Consider the following 19828-nt stretch of genomic DNA (forward strand, 5'->3'; position numbering starts at 1 on the left):
AGCCGCTAGGCCTGCTGCTTGAGCAAGGGCTGCGCGCCCAACCACTGTCCCAGTTCGCGATGCACCTGCGGCGCCAGCAGTTGCCGGTCGGCCATCCATTGGTCGTTGAACACGGTGTCGAGGTACTTTTCGCCGCCATCGCACACCAGTGCCACGATCACGCTGTGGGCCGGCGCGTGCCGCGCCTCGCGCAGGGCCTGGTAGACCACTCCACCTGCCGAGCCACCAAGCAGCAGGCCGTAATGCCGTGCCAGGTAGCGCGCGGTTTCAAAGGCCTGGGCATCACTGACGGTGAGGCCTTTATCAATCAGTTCGTAGTCGACCACGGCACCGATTTCCGCGCCCTCCGGGGTGCCGGTGCCGGACTGGTGATACGGCGCCCCGGGGCCGCCGAAGATCACCGAGCCGCAGGGCTCGACACCGATCACTTGCAGGCCGTGGGCATGGCGTTTCAACGCACGCGCGGTGCCGCACAGCGAGCCGCCGGTGCCCACGGCGCCCACCAGGTAGTGGATTTCAGCGCCGAGCACCGCACGCAGTTCTGCGGCCAGTTGCGTGTAGCCGTTGGCATTGGCCGGGTTGTGATGCTGGCGGGTCCAGTAGGCGCCCTGCTCCGTGGCGATACGCTCGGCGGTGGCATCGCGGTCGGCGGTGGCCAGCCCGCCACCGGGGTCGCCGACCCGCACCAGTTGCGCACCAAAGGCTTGCATCGCCCGCAGTTTGTCGGGGCTGGCGTGTTCGTCGACCACGGCGGTGAAGCGATAGCCGCGCTCGGCGGCCAGCAACGCCAGGCCCAACCCCGTGTTGCCTGAGGTCGACTCGACAATCCGCCCACCCGGCTTGAGCTGCCCGCTGGCCTGCGCCTCGTCGAGCATTTGCCGGGCCATGCGGATCTTGGCGGTGCCGGTGGGGTTGAATTGTTCCAGCTTGAGCAGCACGCAACTGCCGTTTTCGGTGACGCACAATTTGAGCAGCGGCGTATCGCCGATCAGCTCGGACAGGCAACTCTTGATCATGACAACCTCTGGGCAGTATGAAAAACCGGCTCGGCGCTTACCCGGCCAGGGCCGCGACGGCGCGTTGCAGGCTGGCGAGAAACGCCTGGTTTTGTTGGGCCAGGCCCAGGGACACGCGGATAAAACCGGTGTACCCCGGCTCGCGCCAGGCCTTGACGATGATCCCGTCCTTGAGCAGTTCGTCGACCACTTCCAGGGCGTTGCACGCGGTGTCGATAAACAGGAAATTGGCCTGGGACGGCGCCACGCGAAACCCCGCCGCCTGCAACCCCTCGGTCAGCCGTTGGCGCTCGATGGCGACAAATTCACGACTGCGCGCCACGTGTTCCTGATCGAGCCAGGCAGCCTTGGCGGCCTCCTGGGCCGGTTGATTGACGTTGTATGGCGTGCGCACCCGGTGCAGCGCATCGATCAGGCTTGGGTGCGAGGCAATGCCATAGCCGATCCGCAGCCCCGCCAGCCCATACGCCTTGGAGAATGTGCGCAGGACGATCCACGGCCGCGACTGCGCGCCGAGGATCGCCAGGGCATCGGCGCCCTGCTCGACGAATTCGAAGTACGCCTCGTCGATCACCAACAAGGTGTCGGGGTGAGCGGCGGCGATCAGTGCCGTCAGCTCAGCGCCGGACAGCGCGGTGCCCACCGGGTTGCAGGGGGTGCTCAGCATCAACAGCTTCGCCGGTTGCTTGAGGGCCGTGGCCCAGGCGTGCAGGTTGAAGCTGAAATCCGGGTTGAGCGGCACCTTGTCCAGCGTCGCGCCCATCATCAACGGCAGGCTTTCATGCAAGCTGAAGCAGGGTTGCTGGGTGACCACCCGGTCCTGGGGATCGAGCAGCGCCAGGCACAACAGCTCGAGGATATTTTCCGAGCCATTGCCGAGGATGATCCTGGCCGGATCCACATCCAACTGCCCGCCGATCAGGTGGCGCAGCGCCCGGCCAGTGGGGTCGGGGTAGCGCTCCAGCCCTGCCCCGCCCTGGCGTGCGAGCATGGCCGCGGCAGCCGGCGACATGCCCAGCGGGTTTTCGCAGTTGGACAGCTTCGTCACCATTGGCGTGCCCATCTGGCGTGGGTCGGCGCCCGGGTCATACAGGGGCAAGCGCCGCACACTGGGCCGCACCAGCGCCTCGATGCGCTGTGCGGGGTTGTCTTGATGCATGGAACACCTCCTGGTCATGACAGTGCGATAGCGCCCGCGCGGTCCAGCGCGTTGAGTTGGCGTTCAAACGAAACAATCAGCAGCAACGCCGTGGCCGCCAGGCCTATCGCCAAACCGGCCCACACGCCAAAGATCCCGTAGGGGCTGACAATGCCCAGCAACCAGGCAGCGGGCAGCCCCACCAACCAGTAGCCGAACAGGGAAATGCGCAGTGGCCCCGCCGTATCGCCGATGCCGCGCAGGATGCCGTTGCCGATGTTCTGGCTGGCGTCGAACACCTGCAGGACGATGGCGATCAACAAACCGGTGGTCGCCAGACGCACCGCATCCAGGTTGTTGGCGTGTTCGGTACTGATGAACAGGCCGATCACCTGTTCGGGCAGCAGTGCGTAGGGAATGGCAAACAGCAGCATGACTAGCAGCCCCAGCCCCAGACCCAGGCGCCCCAGCTGCCGCGCGCGTTGATACTGCCCGGTGCCGCAGGCCTCGCTGATGTGGATCGAGGCGGCATGGGAGATACCCGCCGAAAACATGAACACGATGTAGATGATCTGGTTGAGCACGGTCTGCGCCGCCAGCGCTTCCATGCCCAGGGTGCCGATCAGCAGGGTCAGCACACTGAAGAACCCGGCCTCGCTGGCATAGGTCCCGGCAATCGGCAGCCCGAGCTTCCACACCGCCTTGATCGCCGCCGGCGAAAAACGCAGGTGCGAAAGCTTGAAGTAACCGGCCAGGCGCCGATGGGTCAGTACCACCGCGAAGAACATCAGGAACGACAGCAGGAACACCACGGCGCTGGTGATCGCCACCCCCGCCAGCCCGTAGGCCGGGACGCCGAACTTGCCGAACACCAGCACGTAGTTCAGCGCCACCGTGAGGAAGATCGACACCAGGGTGATCGCCAGCAACGGCCCGGGGAATTTCAGGCCCACGGTAAAGTGGCGCAGCGCCTGGAACCACAGGCAAGGCAGCAGGCCGGGAGCAATGATCAGCAGGAAATCCATGGCATTGGCTACCACGCTGGCATCCTGGCCCAGCCAGGTCAGCGGCTGGCGCAACCCCAGCAACACCCCCATAAACACCAGGCCACTGACGGTCGCCCAGAACAGCCCCGCCACCAACAGCGCCCGCACCCGGGCTTCATCGCCCTGGGCATTGGCCTGGGCCACCAGGTTGCTGACGCCGGTGACCAGGCCAGTGCCGGTGGTACGCAACTGGTTGAACAGCGCGATGGCCAGGCCACCGGCGGCCAGCTCCTTGGCACCCAGCATGCCGAGCACCACGATGTCGATGGTGGTCAGGGCCACGTAGGCCAGGTTGGTCAGGATCAGCGGCAACGCCAGCAACAGCAGGGCCCGGCTGTCGGCGCGCCACGCGCCGGGTTGTGCGGCAGTCAGGCCGACCATAGTTGGACCCTCTGCCCACGGTTCTGCGCCAGGGCGCGGTCGGCCATCAGGCGGCCGAGGGCGACGTCAGTCACCACCATGCCGCTGTTGTAGGCGAACACCACATCGCTTGGATCGCGACGTGCGGGCGCCAGGCCCAGGAGAATGTCCGGCAGTTCGGCGTCTACCTCGGGCAGGCTGCCGTCGGCGGCGGCCAGGTCGGCGCTGGTGACTTGCATCTGCGCGGTGTCGGTGGCGATTAGGTAGTCGGCGCCGTGCAGCACGTCGGCGTCGATGCCATAGCCGACCAGCACCGCCACGGCGCCCGGCTTGAGCCACGCCCGCTGCACTTGCTGGCGTGCCGAAAGCCCGGCCACGCCAAGGATGATATCGGCCTCGCCCGCCGCCGCCGGCAGGTCATCGACCACGATCACCTCGCGCAGCGGATAGTGTTTGCGCAGGCTGTCCTGCACCGCGCGCAGGCCCTCGGCGTAGTGCCCGTAGACATACAAACGCTCCAGGTCCGGCATGGCCGCGAGCAACATGGGCAACGCCACCTGGCCCTGCACGCCGGTACCGACCACCAGGGCACTGCGGGCATCCGGGCAGGCGGCCCGGGCCATCAGCGCCGAGGTGGCCGAGGTGCGCAGCGGGCCGAGCTTGACCACGTCCATCAAGGCAATCGGGCGGCCGGTGCGGTCATCACACAGGAAGATAAACGAGTGGAACTGATAGGCGTCGCGGGTGCGTTGCGGGTCATGCTCGTAGACCACCTTGAAGCCCACGGTGTGGCTGGCGCCATCGCGGCCGACCATCGAGTAGCTGATGGAGTGGCGGTCCGCAGGTTCGACAATGGTCTTGAGCGGGTTCTGCGAGTCGCCGCTGCGCAAGGCCTTGTACGCCTGCTCGACCACCTGCAGCACTTCACGGTAACTCACCCCCAGGTCTTCGAGCGCAGCCTGGGGCAGCACCCATAGGTCGGCGGGGGCTGCGGGTTTATTCAAACTGTTCACTCGGGGCTCCTTGTTGAATGCGCTCAAGCCAGGCTGTCCAGCTTCCAGCGCAGGTAGGGGTTACGCAGCTCCAGCACCACTTTGTGTGGCAATGGCGCTTCGTGAAACGGCGACTCGTTGGAATCCATCTGATAGCCGGCGGTATTGAGGTAGATAAGCAAGTCACCCGCCTGGATCGGGTAGTCGAAGGCGACTTTGCGCCAGGTCAGCATGTCCGACTCCAGGCAGGTGGACCCGCCAATACACGCGACAAACGGCGACCGCGGCCGTGGCGAGGCCGGCACCAGCAGCGGGTCGGGCAAGAACTCGCTGTTGAACCACTGCTCGGAGAGGTTGAAGCTGCTGCCCTGCACGGTGACCTGGGCATAGCCGTCGCAGGCCGTGCGGTCCTTGACGCCCTGCACGCGGAACACGCTGATACCGGCCTGGTCGAGCAAGGCGCGGCCGGGTTCGATGATCAGCCGCACGCCCTGTTCGATGACCTTTTGCGCCAGGCTCAGGCCGGGGCCCACGGGCGTGGCGAGGACATCGTCAAGGGCCTCGGCGCCGGCGCGTGGCGCACCATAGGGATAGAAGCCGGCGAAGCCCTTGTCGCTGTGGTAGCGCTCGGCGCAGTCCTCGGCCATAAACGCCTGCCACTGCGCCGGGTCGACATAGCGCACGGCAAAGCCACCGCCCAGGTTGACCGTGCGGCAGTCGTCCAGCTCACTGGCCTGGCACAGGTCGACCAAGTGGCTGGCGACGTGCGCACGCTGCGCGGTGTCATAGCCACCAAGGTGAAAGGAAAAGCCTTGCAGATCCAGGTTCGCCACATGCTTGCGGCAAAACACCAGGGCCTGGTCACACTCCCGTGGATTGAGGCCGAAGCGGCTGTGGAGCTGGCTGGCAGGGCAATAGCGCAACAACAGGCGCGCCCGTTGGCGCAGGGATAACGCCAATTGCTGGATACGCAGCAACTCCTCCAGCGAATCCACCGCCAGCAGGCACTGGTGACTCAAACTCAACCCAAGCAATTGATCGCTTTTACGCGGCCCGGACACGCCGATCTCACGGCCGGCCACCCCGCCCGCCAGGGCCTTTTGCAGCTCGCCGACGCTGGCCACATCCAAGCCAATCGCACAGTGCGCGCAGGCCTGGGTAAAGCAGTTGGCCTTGTTGGCCTTTTTGGCAAACAGCAGGCTGCCGCGCACCTGGGCCTGGGTAAAGCTGTGCTGGAAGGCTTCGACATTGGCGTGAAATACCTGCGGGCACAGCAAGTGCAGCGGCGAGCCAAGGCCATCGACCAACTCGGTCAAGGTACCCGCGTGCCGCTCAAGCAGGCGCTCGACCCACAGGTGGCGCAGGCCGGGCAATGAGCTGGAATACGTCATGGTTCTAGAACTCGAACTTGGCCGACAGGAATACTTCGCGCTCGCGCCCCACATCCAGCCCGCCCTGGTAATAGGCGCTGGCGTAGTAGTACTTGTTGGTCAGGTTCTTGCCGTGCAGGCGGTAGATCACCGGGGTATCCGCCAGTTTCGAGCGGTAGCTGATACCGGCGTCGAGCAAGGTGTAGCTGGGGATGTAGCCGCTGTTCTGCGCATCCACCGGGCGGCTGCCGACATAGCTGACGGTGCTGTCCAACGACAGGCCGGGCACAGCGGCCACGGTGTACAAGGCACCGACCGCGCCTTTCCACTTGGGCACGCTTTCGGTGCGTTTGCCGTCCACGGTGACGTCATCCACATCTTCCATGCGCGTGGCCAGGTAGGCGGCGTTGGCGCTGAGAGTCAGGGCATTAGTGACGCGGTTGGACAGGGTCAGCTCGGCGCCACGGTGGTGGAATTCACCGTTGCTCACATAAGTGTTGCTGGTGTTCAGGTAACTGGCCTTGCGCCGGATATCGAACACCGCCAGGCCCAGGTTCAGGCGATCATTGAGGTCCAGCTTCAGGCCCACCTCGTATTGCTGGGACTCGATGGCGTCGGTGGGCTGGTTGGCGTTGGTCGCGTTATAGGGGGCGTAGTCACCTTTTTCAAAGCCTTTGGAGTAGCTGACGTAAGTCATCACGCTGTCCCAGGGCCGGTAGATCAGCGCAGCGCTGGGCACGAATACGTTATGGCTTTGCGAAGGTGCGATGGCCGAGAGTTGATCCGCGCGGTACCAGATATAACGCCCGCCGAGCATCACCTGGAATTGCTCGGTGAGGGAAATCAGGTCGCTGGCAAAGACCGAGGTTTCCTTGATGGAAGACACAAAATCGGTGGGCCGTTCCGGGCCGAAATGCCACTTGGGCGGATTGACCGGGTGGCGGATATTGCCCACCGATACATCACCGATGCCGATGCCGGGAGTGCCGCTGTCCACCGAATCCCAGAACGGGCTGACGTCCTTGAACTGCTTGTAGCCGGTGCCGAAGAACACGTCGTGATAGATGTTGCCGGTGGCGAATTTGCCGGCCAGGTACGACTGCAGCGACCAGGTGCTGAACACTTCGCCACGGGACACGTAAAAGTCGGCCGAGCCGATATCGCCGTTGGGCTTGATCCCGAACAGGTCGTTATAGCCGCCGTGGCGCTCGACCCGCGAGTAGTTGCCCTGGGTCACGGAGGTCCAGTTGTCGTCCAGTTCGTACTCGAACTTGGCGTCGAGGTTGGCGCCTTCGGTCTGGTGGCGGAACCAGGAGCCGGTCAACAGATCGCGGCGATTGACCTTGGGCGGCAGCACATAGCTGGACGGGTCCAGCGGGTTGGCGCGACCACTCTGGTCGGCACGCAGCAACGGGTCGGAGACCGTGGACTTGCGCGACCAGTCGGCATTCAGTTGCAACAGTGCGCGATCGCTCAGACGCAAGTCGGTGGCCAGGCCGATAAACTTGCGCTCCATGTCGCGGGCATGGTCGAAGTCGCCGTTTTTCTCGTAGCCGGCATTCAGGCGATAACCAAAGGCGCCATCGTTGAACGAATCGCTGGTATCAATCGCCACGTAGCGGCCGAGCAACGAGGAGCCTTGCACGCTGACATTGAGCAGCGGCTCCAGGGTCGGGCGCTTGAGGATGTAGTTGATGGTGCCGCCCGGCGAGTTGAAGCCGTAGAGGAAACCCGACGGCCCCTTGAGCACGTCGATGCGCTCGACGTTTTCCAGGGGCACGTCGTGGTGCGGGGCCAGGGTCAGGCCATCGCGGCGGATGGTGTTGAAGTTGTCCATGGCAAAGCCGCGCAGGCGGAAGTTGTCAAAGCCGCTGCCGCCCGACGAACTGAGCACCGAAGGGTCGAGGCTCAGCACATCCACGGCGGTGCGTGCGGAGCTGTCGGCGATGGTCTTGCTGGAGTAGCTCTGGATGGCCAGGGGGATCTCCATGGCATCCTTGGCGCCGAAGCCACCGGCGTTGACTTCCAGGGCCTTGTTCAGCGGCGCACTCACCCGCGTGGCTTCAAGCTCGGTGACCGACTCTTCACGTTCCAGCGCCGCGACGGCGGGCAAGCCGGTGAGCGAGGACATCAGGCCTACTGCCAACAACGTCGAAAACCCTGGAGCTACACCGTGCAACTGGTTCATCTGCAATCCCTTGAGCCGAAAAAAAACGTATCGACCTCAAGCCCGGCAACACTTGAGAATCGATCTCAAGGGATACAATATAACGTTTCTTTTAACCTGACAATCGCACGATCATTCAATACCCGTTCTCACGTGGCACTTAATGTCAGGCTTCGATCACCTGAGATGACTGCCATGCCCTCCTACACCGCCATCAACTTTGCGCAAAAATACAGCCTGTTCAGCGAGCAATGGACACCCAAGGTCATCGCGCAGATGAACGACTACCAATTCAAGGTGGTGAAGATCGAGGGGGATTTTATCTGGCACAGCCACGCGGACACCGACGAGACCTTTATCGTCCTCGAAGGCGCGCTGCGCATTGATTTTCGCGATGGCGCGGTACAGATCGGCACCGGCGAGATGTTTGTGGTGCCCAGGGGCGTCGAGCACAAACCGTATGCCGACGGCGAGGTGAAGTTGCTGCTGGTCGAACCCTGCGGCGTGTTGAACACCGGCAATCAGGGCGGCGAGCGGACCCAGCAGAATGATGTGTGGATCTAGATCACCACGTTGCGGATAAAGCGCACCGCCACTGGGCCCTCATTGCGATAGGCATGGGGCTGGTGGCTGGGAAACATAAAGAACTCGCCGGCGGCGATGGTGGTTTCGACGTCATCCACTACCAGGGTCAGGCTGCCCTCGAACACGAACAACTGCTCGCTCCAGCCTTCCAGGTCTGGGTCCGGGCAATAGCGATCGCCCGGTTCCAGGCGCCATTCCCATAGCTCCACCTCACGCCGGGCGGTGGCCTTGGCCAGCAATACGGCCTTGCTGCCATCGATCTCACCGGCCCAGGCCAGTTCGTTGATGCGGCTGTGGTCACGGGCGTCGGGGGCCTGGATCAGGTCGCTGAAGGCCACGTCCAGGGCTTCGGCCACGCGGTCGAGGGTGGACAGGCTGACGTTCTTTTCACCCGCCTCGATGGCCACCAGCATGCGCCGGCTGACCCCGGACTTTTCTGCCAGGGCTGTCTGGCTCAGTTCGGCGGCGTGGCGCAGGCGTCGAACGTTCTGGCTGACGTGCTGCAGGACCGAGGCCCGTTGCGGATTTTCTTTGTGCACTATATTGCTCACTCGGTGGGGTTGCGCAGTATACTGCCCAGCTGCGGCGCATTGTGCGTTCCGCGCCCTTCCTGTGCAAGACCAGAGCCGCCATGACCACCTCGACCGCCTCCCCATTGTTTTCCCGCTTCAGCAAAGCCGAATGCGTGCTGGTGCTGATCACCATGATCTGGGGCGGCACGTTTATCCTGGTGCAACATGCCATGACCGTCAGCGGGCCGATGTTCTTCGTCGGCTTGCGCTTTGCCGCGGCGGCACTGGTGGTCGGCTTGTTTTCCCTGCGCAACCTGCGTGGCCTGACACGTTTTGAGCTCAAGGCCGGCGTGTTTATCGGCACCGCGATCATGTTTGGCTACGGCCTGCAAACCATTGGCCTGCAGACCATCCTCAGCAGCCAGTCGGCGTTTATCACCGCGCTCTACGTGCCCTTTGTACCGCTGCTGCAATGGCTGGTGCTGGGACGGCGCCCGGGGTTGATGCCGAGCATTGGCATCATGCTGGCCTTCGCCGGCCTGATGCTTTTGACCGGACCGGCCGGCGCATCGTTGAATTTCAGCCCCGGCGAAATCGCCACCTTGATCGGTGCTATCGCAATTGCCGCCGAAATCATCCTGATCAGCGCCTATGCCGGCCAGGTGGATGTGCGCCGGGTGACCGTGGTGCAACTGGCCACCGCCTCGTTGCTGTCGTTCCTGCTGGTAGTGCCCACGGGCGAGGCATTGCCGGACTTTTCCTGGGTACTGCTGTTCAGCGCCGTGGGCCTGGGCCTGACCAGCGCGGTGATTCAACTGGCGATGAACTGGGCGCAGAAAAGCGTCTCGCCCACCCGCGCCACCCTGATCTATGCCGGTGAACCGGTGTGGGCCGGGATAATCGGGCGGATTGCCGGCGAGCGTTTCCCGCCGATTGCCATGCTCGGCGCGGTGTTGATTGTGGCGGCGGTGATTGTCAGCGAGATAAAGACGCGGGAGCAAAAGCCCGTTTCCCTATAGGAGCCGGCTCCTACAGCGCGACAGATAGGGGTTTTCGGTCCATCTTGTAGGATCCTGCCACAGGTTGCCGTTTGGTAATCCGGTTTCCGGCACGTATGATGCATCCCAAACCACCGCAGATTAGAAGCCTATGTCCCTGATAGTTCTACTGCTTCTGCCTTTCATCGGCAGCTGTCTGGCGGCCTTGCTGCCGCATAACGCACGTAATACTGAATCCCTGCTGGCCGGCCTTGTGGCTCTGGTCGGTACCGTACAAGTCGCCCTGCTCTACCCCCAGATCGCCGACGGTGGCGTGATCCGCGAAGAATTTTCCTGGCTGCCCAGCCTGGGCCTGGACTTTGTGTTGCGCATGGATGGCTTTGCCTGGCTGTTCTCGATGCTGGTACTGGGCATCGGTAGCCTGGTGTCTTTGTACGCCCGCTATTACATGTCGCCGGATGATCCGGTGCCGCGTTTCTTCGCGTTTTTTCTGGCGTTCATGGGCGCGATGCTCGGGTTGGTGATCTCCGGCAACCTGATCCAGATCGTGTTTTTCTGGGAACTGACCAGCCTGTTCTCGTTCCTGTTGATCGGCTATTGGCACCACCGCTCCGATGCGCGCCGGGGGGCCTATATGGCGCTGATGGTCACCGGTGCAGGCGGGTTGTGCCTGCTGGCGGGGGTCATGCTGCTCGGCCATGTCGTCGGCAGTTACGATCTGGACCAGGTGCTCGCCGCCGGTGACCAGATCCGTGCCCACTCCCTCTACCCCATCCTGCTGACGCTGATCCTGATCGGTGCCCTGAGCAAAAGCGCGCAATTCCCCTTCCACTTCTGGCTCCCCCACGCCATGGCCGCACCGACACCCGTGTCGGCCTACCTGCACTCGGCCACGATGGTGAAGGCCGGCGTGTTCCTGCTGGCCCGCCTGTGGCCCTCGTTGTCGGGCAGCGAAGAGTGGTTCTGGATGGTCGGCGGTGCCGGCGCCCTGACCCTGTTGCTCGGCGCGTATTGCGCGATGTTCCAGAACGATCTCAAGGGCCTGCTGGCCTACTCCACTATCAGTCACCTGGGCCTGATCACCCTGCTGCTGGGCCTCAACAGCCCGCTGGCCGCCGTCGCCGCCGTGTTCCATATCCTCAACCACGCTACGTTCAAGGCCTCGCTGTTCATGGCCGCGGGTATCATCGACCACGAAAGCGGCACCCGCGATATCCGCAAGCTCAGCGGCCTGGTGCGCCTGATCCCGTTTACCGCGACCCTGGCCATGGTCGCCAGCGCCTCCATGGCCGGGGTGCCGTTGCTCAACGGCTTCCTGTCCAAGGAAATGTTCTTCGCCGAGACGGTATTCATCTCCTCGACCCAGTGGGTGGAAATCGCCCTGCCGGTGATCGCGACCATCGCCGGCACCTTCAGCGTGGCCTATGCCTTGCGCTTCACCGTGGATGTGTTCTTCGGCCCGGCCGCCACCGACCTGCCGCACACGCCCCACGAACCGCCACGCTGGATGCGCGCACCGGTCGAGTTGCTGGTGTTTACCTGCCTGCTGGTGGGGATCTTCCCGGCCCAGGTGGTCGGTGCGATCCTCGCCGCTGCCGCCCTGCCGGTGGTCGGCGGCGTGTTGCCCCAGTACAGCCTGGCGATCTGGCACGGCTGGAACGCCCCGATGATCATGAGCCTGGTGGCCATGACCGGCGGCGTGGTCCTGTACCTGCTGCTGCGCAAGCAACTCAAGCGCGGGCGCTTCAAGTACCCGCCGATCATCAGCTACTTCAACGGCAAGCGCATGTTCGAGCGCTGCCTGGTGGTGATGATGCGTGGCGTGCGCAAGGTCGAGAAACGCATCAGCACCAAGCGCCTGCAAACCCAATTGTTCCTGCTGGTGCTGGTGGCGGTGATCGCCGGGATGATCCCTATGCTGGGCAGCAGCCTGAGCTGGGGCGACCGGCCGAAGATCCCTGGCTCCATCGTGTTCGTCACCCTGTGGCTGCTGGCGATTGCCTGCGCCCTGGGCGCCGCCTGGCAAGCCAAGTACCACCGGCTGGCGGCCCTGACCATGGTCAGCGTGTGCGGCCTGATGACCTGCGTGACTTTTGTCTGGTTCTCCGCGCCGGACCTGGCGCTGACGCAACTGGTGGTCGAGGTGGTGACGACGGTATTGATCCTGCTGGGCCTGCGCTGGCTGCCACGGCGGATCGAAGAGGTCTCGCCACTCCCCAGTTCGTTGCGCAAGGCGCGCATTCGCCGCTTGCGCGACTTGCTGCTGTCGACCGTGGTCGGTGGCGGCATGGCGCTGTTGTCCTATGCGATGCTCACCCGCCAGACCCCCAACGATATTTCCTCGTTCTACCTCAGCCGCGCCCTGCCTGAAGGCGGCGGCAGCAATGTGGTGAATGTGATGCTCGTGGACTTCCGGGGTTTCGATACCCTGGGCGAAATCACCGTGCTGGGCGCGGTGGCCTTGACGGTGTATGCGCTGCTACGGCGCTTCCGCCCGCCCAAGGAAAGCGAGCAACTGCCCGCGCAACAGCGGCTGTTGGCGCCGGACGTGGACACCGACCTGGTCAACCCACGCCAAGCCAGCGACACCGCCCTGGGCTTTATGATGGTGCCCGCGGTGCTGGTGCGCCTGCTGCTGCCGATTGCCCTGGTGGTGTCGTTCTACCTGTTCATGCGCGGCCACAACCAGCCGGGCGGCGGTTTTGTCGCCGGGCTGGTGATGTCGGTGGCGTTTATCCTGCAATACATGGTCGCCGGCACCCAGTGGGTCGAGGCGCAGATGAACCTGCGGCCGATGCGCTGGATGGGCTTCGGACTGTTGTCGGCAACCCTGACCGGGCTTGGCGCGCTGTTCTTCGGCTACCCGTTCCTCACCACCAGCACCCTGCACCTCAGCTTGCCGGTGCTGGGCGACATCCATATCGCCAGCGCGCTGTTTTTTGACGTGGGTGTGTACGCCATGGTGGTCGGCTCGACCCTGCTGATGCTCACCGCCCTCGGCCACCAATCGGTGCGGGCCCATAAACCCGGCAACCAGGCGAAAGCCGCCGCCACGCCACCACAAGGAGCTGCTGCCTGATGGAAGAAGTCATCGCAATTGCCATTGGGGTCCTGGCGGCCTCCGGCGTCTGGCTGGTGCTGCGGCCACGGACGTTCCAGGTGGTGATGGGCCTGTGCCTGTTGTCCTATGGGGTCAACCTGTTCATCTTCAGCATGGGCAGCCTGTTTATCGGCAAGGAACCGATCATCAAGGACGGCGTGCCCCAGGACCTGCTCAATTACACCGATCCCCTGCCCCAGGCCCTGGTGCTGACGGCGATTGTGATCAGCTTCGCCATGACCGCGCTGTTCCTGGTGGTGCTGCTGGCGTCCCGGGGCCTGACCGGCACTGACCATGTGGACGGCCGGGAGCCCAAGGAATGAGCTGGATGAACCAACTGATCATCGCGCCGATCCTGCTGCCGTTGCTGACCGCTGCGCTGATGATGATGCTGGGCGAGAAACACCGCCCGCTCAAGGCCAAGATCAACCTGCTGTCGAGCATGACCGGCCTGGGCATCGCGATGTTGATGCTGTACTGGACGCAACAAGGCGGCCCCGCCTCCATCGGCGTCTACCTGCCGGGCAACTGGCAGGTGCCGTTCGGCATCGTGCTGGTGGTGGATCAACTGTCGGCCCTGATGCTGGTGCTCACCGGGATCATCGGCGTCAGCGCCCTGCTGTTCGCCATGGCCCGCTGGGACCGCGCCGGCACCAGTTTCCATGCGCTGTTCCAGATCCAGTTGATGGGCCTCTACGGTGCCTTCCTCACCGCCGACCTGTTCAACCTGTTCGTGTTCTTCGAGGTGCTGCTGGCCGCGTCCTACGGCTTGATGTTGCACGGTTCGGGCCGGGCGCGGGTGTCGTCGGGGCTGCATTACATCTCGATCAACCTGCTGGCTTCGTCGCTGTTCCTGATTGGTGCGGCGCTGATCTACGGGGTCACCGGCACCCTGAATTTCGCTGACCTGGCGCTCAAGATCCCGCTGGTCCCGCAAGCCGATCGCGGCCTGCTGCATGCCGGCGCGGCGATCCTCGCCACCGCGTTCCTGGCCAAGGCCGGCATGTGGCCTTTGAACTTCTGGCTGGCGCCGGCCTACTCCTCGGCCAGCGCGCCGGTAGCGGCGATGTTTGCGATCATGACCAAGGTCGGCGTGTACACCGTGTTGCGCCTGTGGACCCTACTGTTTTCCGGGCAAGCCGGCGCCTCGGCGCTGTTTGGCGGCGACTGGCTGGTGTACGGCGGCATGGCCACCATCCTCTGCGCCGCCCTGGCGATGCTCGCCGCCCAGCGCCTGGAGCGCATGGCCAGCCTGAGCATCCTGGTCTCGGCGGGCATCCTGCTGTCGGCGGTAGGCTTCGCCCAGCCCAGCCTGACGGCCGGCGCGCTGTTCTACCTGGTCAGCTCGACCCTGGCGTTGAGCGCGCTGTTCCTGCTGGCCGAACTGGTCGAACGCTCGCGCTCGGCCAACGAGCTGCCCCTGGACGATGAAATCGAAGTGTTGCCACGGCCAGTCGAATCCCTGCACCCGCCCAAGGGCACCAACCTGGACGATGAGCAAAAGGCCGTGGTCGGCCAGGTCATCCCGTGGACCATGGCGTTCCTGGGCCTGAGCTTTATTGCCTGCGCCCTGCTGATCATCGGCATGCCGCCGCTGTCGGGGTTTATCGGCAAGCTCAGCCTGCTCAGCGCGCTGATCAACCCGCTGGGCCTGGGCCAGGCCGTGGATGCGCCGATTCGCCCGGCAGCCTGGGGCCTGGTGGCGTTGTTGATATTCTCGGGCCTGGCCTCGCTGATCGCTTTTGCGCGCCTGGGCATCCAGCGCTTCTGGACCCCAGAAGAGCGGCCCTCGCCGCTGCTGCGCCGCTTTGAGTGCATCCCGATCTTCGTCTTGCTTGGCCTGGCGATTGGCCTGACCTTCAAGGCAGAAATGCTCATGCGCTTTACCCAGGACACTGCCGCCAGCCTGAATAACCCCGAGCACTACGTCATGGCCGTCATGGCCACGCGCCCGGTGCTCAGCCCGCAAGCCCAGGCCGCCGCCGTGGAGGTGCAGCCATGAAGCGCCTGTTCCCTGCCCCGTTACTGTCATTGGCGTTGTGGGTGCTGTGGCTGGTGCTGAACCTGTCGATCAGCCCCGGCAACCTGCTGCTGGGGGCGCTCCTGGGCCTGCTCGCGCCGCTGATGATGGCGCCGCTGCGCCCACTGCCGGTGCGTATCCGCCGCCCAGGGGTGATCATTGGCCTGTTTTTCCTGGTCGGGCGCGATGTGATCATCTCCAACCTGCACGTGGCGTGGGGCGTCTTGACCTGCGGTACACGGCCGCCGCGCTCGCGCTTTGTCAAAATCCCCCTGGACCTGCGTGACGCCAACGGCCTGGCGGTGCTGTCGATGATCACCAGCGTGACCCCCGGCACCGTGTGGTCGGAACTGGCCCTGGACCGCAGCATCCTGTTGCTGCACGTGTTCGACCTGGATGACGAAGCGCAGTTTATCGAGCACTTCAAGCAGGCCTACGAACGGCCCCTGATGGAGATCTTCGAATGAGTGCCCTGCTCGCCAATGCGATCCTGTTGAGCCTGTTCCTGTTTTCCCTGGCCATGGTCCTGACCCTGGTGCGCCTGTTCAAGGGCCCCTCGGCCCAGGACCGGGTCCTGGCCCTGGACTACCTGTATATCCTGGCGATGCTGATGATGCTGGTGCTGGGCATTCGCTATGCCAGTGATACCTACTTCGAGGCGGCGCTGCTGATTGCGCTGTTCGGCTTTGTCGGCTCGTTTGCCTTGGCCAAATTCCTGCTGCGTGGTGAGGTGATCGAATGATCAATGTCAGTGAACTGCCACTGTGGGTGGAAATTATCGTGGCGATCCTGCTGCTGCTCAGCAGCCTGTTTGCGTTGATTGGTGCGCTCGGGCTGTTGCGGATGAAGGATTTTTTCCAGCGCATGCACCCACCGGCGCTGGCTTCGACCCTCGGCGCGTGGTGCGTGGCGCTGGCGTCGATTATCTACTTCTCGACCCTCAAGTCCGGGCCGGTGCTGCATGGCTGGTTGATCCCGATTTTGCTGTCGATCACCGTGCCGGTAACCACCCTGTTGCTGGCGCGCACGTCGTTGTTTCGCAAGCGCATGGCGGGGGAAAATGTACCGGCCGAGGTCAGCAGCCGCAGGGCTGACAGCGGTAGCTGATCCCTCTGAATGTACGCGGTAAACAATGTGGGAGCGGGCTTGCTCGCGAAAGCCGTGGGTCAGTCAACATCAATGTTTGCTGGGTCGACGTCTTCGCGGCGATGCGGCGATCCGACAAGCCCGCTCCCACATTTGGCCCTGCATACCGTCAGTCAGGTCCAGGCGACGACCAGCAACCCCGTCCCCAACACCAGGCACAGTGGCGAATAGAAAAACGTATCCAACCGCGCGAACCGTGACCCGCCGACTTTCTTGAAAAACCCCACCAGCTCCGAATCACCAATCGCCCGCCCAAACATGATCAGGGCAATCGCGCTGATCCCCCATTGCAGGGCCTGATGCCCCACCGGCTGGAAGAACAGCCCCGCCCGCAGGCACACCAACACGGCAATCAGCACCAGCCCCACGGCCACCAGGAACGTACCCAGCGCCGACGCCTTGAACGCCGGCCGTGGCCCGCTGGCGAATTCGCCGGGCAGTTGCGGGATCGCTACGCTGCTGCCCAGCTTGCCGCCTGCGGCCCAGTACACATGGATCATGCTGATAAACGCAAATACCCCGACGACCCACCTCGCAATGACAAAGCTCATGGTTGGATACCCCTGGAAAAGTGCGAAAGAGGATAGTCCTTTTCAGATTTTTTGCAGGCATTTAGTCGTCTGGTGATAAAGTGCCGCCCCATGAAACTCGCCCGTGCCGACCGCTCGTTGATTGCCTGGATGCTCTATGGCTGCGTCCTGTTCAACGTGTTCGCCTGCAGTATTGGCCATGGGCAAATGGTCGGCATGCAGCTCAACGGCATTGGCGGCCAGTTCTGTACCGTAGACCCCCGCACCCAGGCGCCAGCCCCCGTAAACACCGGCGATCAGTCGCTGCCCACGCTGTCCAAGGCCTTCGGTTGCCCGCTGTGCTCCACCGGCGGCATGGGCCCGGCGCTCAACTCCAGCCTTAACGTTGCGGTACTGCCCCAGCCTCACGCACCACCGCCGGCGGTGGTACTCACCGCTGACATTCCCACCCGCTTCACCTGGCCTGCGGCTAATCCGCGCGCCCCGCCTACCTACGCCTGATACCTGCGCTTTTTGATCCGCACACCGCGCGGCTTCCCCAGGGAAGCGCGGGCGGCTGTGCGTTGCTTTCAAGCCCTGCTTTTCAGGATTTATCGATGAAACATTTACCTCTATTGGCGGGCCTGTTCGGCTGCCTGCCTTTTTGCGCCTGGGCCCTTGAGCTGGCCCCCACCACCATCGACGGCGCCGCCGCCAACGAGCCGGGCCTGGCCCTGGACCAATCCAGCGGCATGGCCTCGCGCCTGGGCCTGAGCGTGCGGGAAACCCCGGCCTCGGTCAGCATCGCCGACCGCCACGATATCGAGCGCCGTGGCGCCAAGACCTTCCAGGATGCGGCCAACACCCTGCCCGGGGTCAACGCCAGTGCGCCGCCGGGGTTTGGCGGGTTTATTTCCTATCGGGGCTTTACCAGCAGCCAGATCACCCAGATGTTCAATGGCATCAACGTCGCCGGTGGCCTGGCACGGCCCGTGGACGCATGGATTTATGACCGGGTGGAGCTGGTGGGCGGTCCCTCCTCGTTGATCAACGGCGCCGGCTCCGTGGGCGGCTCGCTGAACTACGTGACCAAGCTGGCCACCCGCGAGGAGCAGGCCGTCGAAGGCCAGATCAACTACGGCAGCTACGACACCACCGGCATCGCCCTGGGCCTCAACCACGCCCTGACCGAGCCCGGTGCCGAGGTCCAGCACTACGCGCGCCTGGATGTCAGCCGCAACACCAACCATACCCATATCGACCGCCAGCAACGCGATGCCTGGAGCGTGGCCTTTTCCCTGCTCAGCGACCTCACGCCCAACCTGTCCCATACCCTGGCCCTGGAGTACCAGGACGAACACGAGGACAGCCCATACTGGGGCACCCCGGTGCTCAATCCCAAGGCCGGCGAGCTGAAAATCGACAGGCACAACCGCTTCAACAACTACAACGTCGCCGATGGCCGCTACGAACAACGCACGATCTGGGCCCGGTCGATCATCGATTACCGGATCAACGACAGCACCACCCTGCGCAACACCCTCTATCACCTGGACAGCCAGCGCGACTACCGCAACCTGGAGACCTACCAGTACAACGCCGATAACAGCCTGGTGAACCGTTCGACGGCCTATCAGGTGCGCCATCAGGGCGAGCAGGACGGCAACCAGTTCGAGCTGCGCCATGACAGCAGCGTGTTCGGCCTGGCCAGCACCTGGTCCGGCGGTTTCGAATACAAGGTCAACAGCACCACCGCCAGCCCGCTGAACGTGTCGGCCAAGAACGCAGTGGACCCCAACCACTACGATCCGGGGCATTTCTACGACCTGCCAGGCACCAAGCCGGGATTTATCAAGGACAAGACCACCGAAGTGACGACCAAGGCGCTGTTTGTCGAGAACCGCCTGGGCCTGACCGACAAGCTGTCGCTGCTGAGCGGCCTGCGTTATGACGCCATCGACCTGGACGTGACCAGCCACCGCGACAACCTGGGTAACGTCAAGCGCCGTTGGGAGCCGGTGACCGGGCGCGTGGGCCTGACCTATCAGTTCATCCCGGCGGCCAATGTCTATGTGCAATACAGCACCGCAGCCGAACAGCCCACCAGCACCACCCAGGTGTTTGATGTCTCCACCGGCAAGCAATGGGAAGTGGGCAGCAAGTTCGATTACCTGGACGGGCGCGGTTCAGCCACCGTGGCCGCCTACCACATCGAGCGCAAGGACTTTGCCGTGACCGACCCACAAGACCCCACCCGCAGTATTGCGGTGGGTGCGCAGTCGTCCAAGGGCATCGAGCTGGCCAGCTCGTTGCGCATTACCCCCAGGCTGTTGGCCGAAGGCAATTTCGCCTGGGTCGATGCGCAATACGATGATTTCAACGAGAAAATCGCCAGCGGCGCAGTGGTATCGCGCAAGGGCAACACGCCGACCAACGTGCCCAAGCGCGTAGGCAACCTGTGGCTGACTTATGACATCGCCCCGGCCTGGCAAGGTGGCGTGGATGCGCGGTATGTGGCGCAGGTGTACGCCGATAATGCCAACACGCTGACAGTGCCGGCGTACACCTTGTTTGGCACGTTCCTGACCTACAAGGTCGATCAACACACCTCGGTCACGGGCCGGGTGCGTAACCTGACCAACGAGGTATATGCGCAGTTTGCCCATGTGTCGCCGGCGTATTACCTGGGGTCGCCGCGTACCTTTGAATTGGCGGTGCAAACCAAGTTTTAAGGGGAGCGCAATCAAAACTGTGGGAGCGGGCTTGCCCGCGATGGCGGTGTATCAGGTTAGAAATACTTGACTGACACACCGCTATCGCGGGCAAGCCCGCTCCCACAGTTGGATCGTCGTTTGCAGTGACGGCGTGG

General features: G+C 63.7%; 18 protein-coding genes. 10 read left to right on the forward strand and 8 right to left on the reverse strand.

Annotated features, from left to right (window positions below; all coding sequences use genetic code 11):
* Nucleotides 1-5: 5 nt before the first annotated feature.
* From AC19YY_RS19720 to AC19YY_RS19745, 6 genes are read right to left on the reverse strand one after another with little or no spacing between them, the layout of a single operon-like run.
* On the reverse strand, nt 6-1016 hold the full coding sequence (locus AC19YY_RS19720; protein ID WP_170058435.1) for a PLP-dependent cysteine synthase family protein: 1011 nt from the start codon (nt 1014-1016) through the stop codon (nt 6-8).
* A gap of 37 nt (nt 1017-1053) precedes the next feature.
* Nucleotides 1054-2175, reverse strand: coding sequence for a histidinol-phosphate transaminase (gene hisC / locus AC19YY_RS19725; RefSeq protein ID WP_500604708.1), 1122 nt, complete (start codon nt 2173-2175; stop codon nt 1054-1056).
* Between the two features lie 14 nt (nt 2176-2189).
* The gene (locus tag AC19YY_RS19730; RefSeq protein ID WP_500604709.1) at nt 2190-3581 is read right to left on the reverse strand and encodes an MATE family efflux transporter; all 1392 of its coding nucleotides are present in this window, start codon (nt 3579-3581) and stop codon (nt 2190-2192) included.
* Nucleotides 3569-4573 carry a hypothetical protein gene (locus AC19YY_RS19735; RefSeq protein WP_500604710.1) on the reverse strand — a complete coding sequence of 335 codons (1005 nt, stop codon included), beginning with the start codon at nt 4571-4573 and terminating at the stop codon, nt 3569-3571. The genes AC19YY_RS19730 and AC19YY_RS19735 overlap by 13 nt, the downstream gene beginning before the upstream one ends.
* 23 nt (nt 4574-4596) lie before the next feature.
* Complete coding sequence (locus AC19YY_RS19740) at nt 4597-5943, reverse strand: alanine racemase (RefSeq protein WP_500604711.1); 1347 nt, start codon at nt 5941-5943, stop codon at nt 4597-4599.
* A gap of 4 nt (nt 5944-5947) precedes the next feature.
* The gene (locus tag AC19YY_RS19745; protein WP_500604712.1) at nt 5948-8110 is read right to left on the reverse strand and encodes a TonB-dependent siderophore receptor; all 2163 of its coding nucleotides are present in this window, start codon (nt 8108-8110) and stop codon (nt 5948-5950) included.
* Between the two features lie 174 nt (nt 8111-8284).
* Between AC19YY_RS19745 and AC19YY_RS19750 the strand changes: the two genes are divergently transcribed.
* Nucleotides 8285-8653 carry a cupin domain-containing protein gene (locus AC19YY_RS19750; RefSeq protein ID WP_169954798.1) on the forward strand — a complete coding sequence of 123 codons (369 nt, stop codon included), beginning with the start codon at nt 8285-8287 and terminating at the stop codon, nt 8651-8653.
* On the opposite strand, the gene AC19YY_RS19755 is transcribed toward AC19YY_RS19750, so the two are convergent.
* On the reverse strand, nt 8650-9213 hold the full coding sequence (locus AC19YY_RS19755) for a cupin domain-containing protein (RefSeq protein ID WP_169954712.1): 564 nt from the start codon (nt 9211-9213) through the stop codon (nt 8650-8652). The genes AC19YY_RS19750 and AC19YY_RS19755 overlap by 4 nt on opposite strands.
* Nucleotides 9214-9305: 92 nt before the next feature.
* Here AC19YY_RS19755 and AC19YY_RS19760 point away from each other — a divergent pair, with 92 nt between their 5' ends.
* The 7 genes from AC19YY_RS19760 to AC19YY_RS19790 all read left to right on the forward strand — a co-directional run bounded on the left by AC19YY_RS19760 (nt 9306) and on the right by AC19YY_RS19790 (nt 16411).
* Complete coding sequence (locus AC19YY_RS19760; RefSeq protein ID WP_169954713.1) at nt 9306-10205, forward strand: DMT family transporter; 900 nt, start codon at nt 9306-9308, stop codon at nt 10203-10205.
* Nucleotides 10206-10335: 130 nt separating this feature from the next.
* Nucleotides 10336-13263, forward strand: a complete 2928-nt coding sequence (locus AC19YY_RS19765) for a monovalent cation/H+ antiporter subunit A (RefSeq protein WP_432754350.1) — start codon at nt 10336-10338, stop codon at nt 13261-13263.
* The gene (locus AC19YY_RS19770; protein ID WP_005789164.1) at nt 13263-13607 is read left to right on the forward strand and encodes a Na+/H+ antiporter subunit C; all 345 of its coding nucleotides are present in this window, start codon (nt 13263-13265) and stop codon (nt 13605-13607) included. Before AC19YY_RS19765 ends, AC19YY_RS19770 begins: the two co-directional genes overlap by 1 nt.
* On the forward strand, nt 13604-15286 hold the full coding sequence (locus tag AC19YY_RS19775; RefSeq protein WP_169954715.1) for a monovalent cation/H+ antiporter subunit D: 1683 nt from the start codon (nt 13604-13606) through the stop codon (nt 15284-15286). Before AC19YY_RS19770 ends, AC19YY_RS19775 begins: the two co-directional genes overlap by 4 nt.
* Nucleotides 15283-15771, forward strand: a complete 489-nt coding sequence (locus tag AC19YY_RS19780) for a Na+/H+ antiporter subunit E (protein ID WP_170043741.1) — start codon at nt 15283-15285, stop codon at nt 15769-15771. Before AC19YY_RS19775 ends, AC19YY_RS19780 begins: the two co-directional genes overlap by 4 nt.
* The gene (locus AC19YY_RS19785) at nt 15768-16046 is read left to right on the forward strand and encodes a K+/H+ antiporter subunit F (protein ID WP_038440496.1); all 279 of its coding nucleotides are present in this window, start codon (nt 15768-15770) and stop codon (nt 16044-16046) included. The genes AC19YY_RS19780 and AC19YY_RS19785 overlap by 4 nt, the downstream gene beginning before the upstream one ends.
* Nucleotides 16043-16411, forward strand: a complete 369-nt coding sequence (locus AC19YY_RS19790; protein WP_169954717.1) for a Na+/H+ antiporter subunit G — start codon at nt 16043-16045, stop codon at nt 16409-16411. The genes AC19YY_RS19785 and AC19YY_RS19790 overlap by 4 nt, the downstream gene beginning before the upstream one ends.
* Nucleotides 16412-16563: 152 nt before the next feature.
* On the opposite strand, the gene AC19YY_RS19795 is transcribed toward AC19YY_RS19790, so the two are convergent.
* Nucleotides 16564-17001, reverse strand: a complete 438-nt coding sequence (locus AC19YY_RS19795; protein WP_169954718.1) for a DUF3995 domain-containing protein — start codon at nt 16999-17001, stop codon at nt 16564-16566.
* A gap of 90 nt (nt 17002-17091) precedes the next feature.
* On the opposite strand from AC19YY_RS19795, the gene AC19YY_RS19800 reads away from it, so the two are divergent.
* Together AC19YY_RS19800 and AC19YY_RS19805 are read left to right on the forward strand one after the other, a co-directional pair.
* Complete coding sequence (locus AC19YY_RS19800) at nt 17092-17481, forward strand: DUF2946 domain-containing protein (RefSeq protein WP_170043739.1); 390 nt, start codon at nt 17092-17094, stop codon at nt 17479-17481.
* A gap of 95 nt (nt 17482-17576) precedes the next feature.
* Nucleotides 17577-19691, forward strand: a complete 2115-nt coding sequence (locus AC19YY_RS19805) for a TonB-dependent receptor (RefSeq protein WP_500604713.1) — start codon at nt 17577-17579, stop codon at nt 19689-19691.
* Nucleotides 19692-19828: the final 137 nt, after the last annotated feature.

This window comes from Pseudomonas sp. MF09156, from assembly GCF_059862305.1.